The organism is Pseudovibrio axinellae, from assembly GCF_900110875.1.
In the GTDB taxonomy this organism is placed as follows: domain Bacteria; phylum Pseudomonadota; class Alphaproteobacteria; order Rhizobiales; family Stappiaceae; genus Pseudovibrio; species Pseudovibrio axinellae.
Map to the genome: position 1 here is coordinate 1 of NZ_FOFM01000071.1, position 2,371 is coordinate 2,371.

General features: G+C 50.3%; 3 protein-coding genes. All 3 read right to left on the reverse strand.

What is annotated here, in order from left to right; all coding sequences use genetic code 11:
* Positions 1-526 precede the first annotated feature (526 nt).
* On the reverse strand, positions 527-1,156 hold the full coding sequence (locus BMZ51_RS23495; RefSeq protein ID WP_068009386.1) for a glutathione S-transferase family protein: 630 nt from the start codon (positions 1,154-1,156) through the stop codon (positions 527-529).
* Positions 1,157-1,223: 67 nt separating this feature from the next.
* A complete protein-coding gene (locus tag BMZ51_RS23500) occupies positions 1,224-1,544 on the reverse strand; it encodes an NIPSNAP family protein (protein ID WP_203416224.1) in 321 nt (106 codons plus the stop codon).
* Between the two features lie 82 nt (positions 1,545-1,626).
* Positions 1,627-2,094 carry a thiamine pyrophosphate-dependent enzyme gene (locus BMZ51_RS23505; protein ID WP_068009389.1) on the reverse strand — a complete coding sequence of 156 codons (468 nt, stop codon included), beginning with the start codon at positions 2,092-2,094 and terminating at the stop codon, positions 1,627-1,629.
* Positions 2,095-2,371 lie beyond the last annotated feature (277 nt).

Consider the following 2,371-nt stretch of genomic DNA (forward strand, 5'->3'; position numbering starts at 1 on the left):
GCGAGCAGCGTTGTGTTTGAAGGGCATGAAAAAATCTTGGCTGATGAAAACTCCCGAAGCAATACGCTCTAAAGCCGGAATATTGCAACACCGCCCATTTGATCCGAGCTGCATATTAAAGAGGGGAGACCATCCATGGTCTGATAGACTGGAATTCATTGTTTCTGCCGTGATTGGAAACAGAATGATACGTCCCGCAGCAAACGCGTGCGGGCTAAGGCTTCATCAGGCAGGAAGAAATTTTAGGCGCTACACAGCCTTAAAAAGATAAGATCAAACCTACCTGAGCACATGAAACAACAATCATAAAACGCACCTCCCAGGCTCGCATATTGAGCTCATTCTCCCCAAAAGGGGGGTGAGCAAGGTTTGAAGTACGCCAGAAATATTCTAGGCACAGCAATGGTTAGCTGAAACGGAAAGACCCTGTCAAGGCACATATTAGCCCTGCGATGCCACTCATAACCGTTTATCAGAGTCGGCGTAGTCGGTCCCCTCGCAGGAAAGGAGCGAAGGCACCGGACTTTTAACCGGCAGGAATCGTGCCGGCGACTTTTGGCACATGGTAACCTTTTTGCACGGCAGGCCGCGCTGCAATACGCTGGTACCAAGCACGTACGTTAGGGAAGTCATCCAGATCAATCTGTTGCCATTCGTATCGCGACACCCATGGCCAGCATGCCATGTCGGCGATGGAGTAGTCGTCAACGATGAAATCGTGGCCTTCAAGTTGCTTTTCTAAGACCGAGTAAAGCCGTTTGGTTTCGTTTAGATAACGGTCCTTGGCATACTCAGACTTATCTGGGTTGAAATGGGCAAAGTGATGCGTTTGACCAGCCATCGGACCCAGGCCGCCCATCTGCCACATCAGCCATTCAATCGTCTTCCAACGTTTCTCGGCATCTTTGGGCATGAACTTTTGGTACTTGTCCGCCAGATAAAGCATGATTGCCCCAGACTCCATCAAGCTCATCCCATTATCGTGGTCTACGATCGCTGGGATTTTATTGTTTGGGCTGATTTTAAGAAACTCAGGCGTTTTCTGGTCGCCCTGGTTTATGTTGATAGGGTGGACCTGATAAGGCACCCCAAGTTCTTCAAGAAGAATTGAAACTTTGCGTCCGTTGGGCGTCGTCCAAGAATATAAATCAATCATCGTATCTCCACTTACTGCTTCAACTAGGTGAGTTTGTCAGGTGCCGTGCGCCAAGTCCAATGCTGGGTCATCTACCGACCACGGACTGAATCAAGCTGGCATGAAAATTTTGTTTTCCTGAGAGATTTGCAAAGGCCTGACCTTTTGTGTGTAAGCGCTTCCAGCGAGCATCTGCATTTAGCGTTGCACGCCGACGCGAGCGTTCCTCTAAATCATTGTAGGCCCACATATGTATGATCTGGTGAAGTATGCCTACTTCGCTTGAGAAATATCCAACAAGGCGTCCAAGAATCGGACGCTGGATTGCCAACCCCTCCTGCTCATACAGGCGCAGAAACTCAGCCGTGTTTCCACTGTGGAGCGTGTAGGTCCTTTGCTCGACAAACATCATTAATTCCTTTGCTTTTTCAGCCCCCGCTGCGTGGCAGCGCTTAAGCTTTGCACCGGTGTGAGGGCTTCTTGCGCCAACCTCAATTCAATAAGATATCTGTCTTACTGGCGCGTGCATGGGCCAGTGTTACAGGGAAGTCTTGTGTCCGCTCAACAACCTCACCTGGAATGCCAAATGCAGCTGCATAGGCGACGAAATCAGGATTGCCCAGGTCTGTGCCAATTACGCGTGTCGGGTAGGTCCTTTCCTGATGCATTCTGATCGTGCCATACATACCATTGTTTACGACCAGATGGATTATGTTGAGCTTTTCGTAAGCGCAGGTGGCCAGCTCTTGAGCTGCCATCAAAAAACACCCATCGCCGGAAATACTGACGACGGGACGATCGCTGTGCACACACTTGGCTGCCACCGCCGCAGGCACGCCGTATCCCATGGACCCACTGGTTGGGGCAAGTTGTGTTCGGTAGGCGCGGTGCTGGTAAAACCTGTGGACCCAAACCGTATAGTTTCCAGCACCATTCGTTATGATTGTGTCCTCTGGCATCGCCACGCAAAGATGGCTGATCACGTGCGCCAATATGGCCCAACTGGACCGAGCGTGCATATTTGGGCGTTACGAAGAACAATAAGAGAACGTAATGATACTTGACCAAGTTTGTCTTTGTAGGGAGATTACTCTCTAACTAGGAGGGCAATGGCTTGGATAGAGAATTTCTGGCTTCTTGGGGCCTTGTTGCAGAAATCGAATTCAGAATGCAGGTTGCTCTTACCCGTTCAATTCAGGTCGCGAGTACGCGCTCGAACGCCGGGCGTCCAAGTGC

Coding starts and splice junctions, on each gene's coding strand:
- BMZ51_RS23495 (WP_068009386.1), bottom strand. CDS start 1,156: ATGATTGATTTATATTCTTGGACGACGCCCAACGGACGCAAAGTTTCA.
- BMZ51_RS23500 (WP_203416224.1), bottom strand. CDS start 1,544: ATGTTTGTCGAGCAAAGGACCTACACGCTCCACAGTGGAAACACGGCT.
- BMZ51_RS23505 (WP_068009389.1), bottom strand. CDS start 2,094: ATGCCAGAGGACACAATCATAACGAATGGTGCTGGAAACTATACGGTT.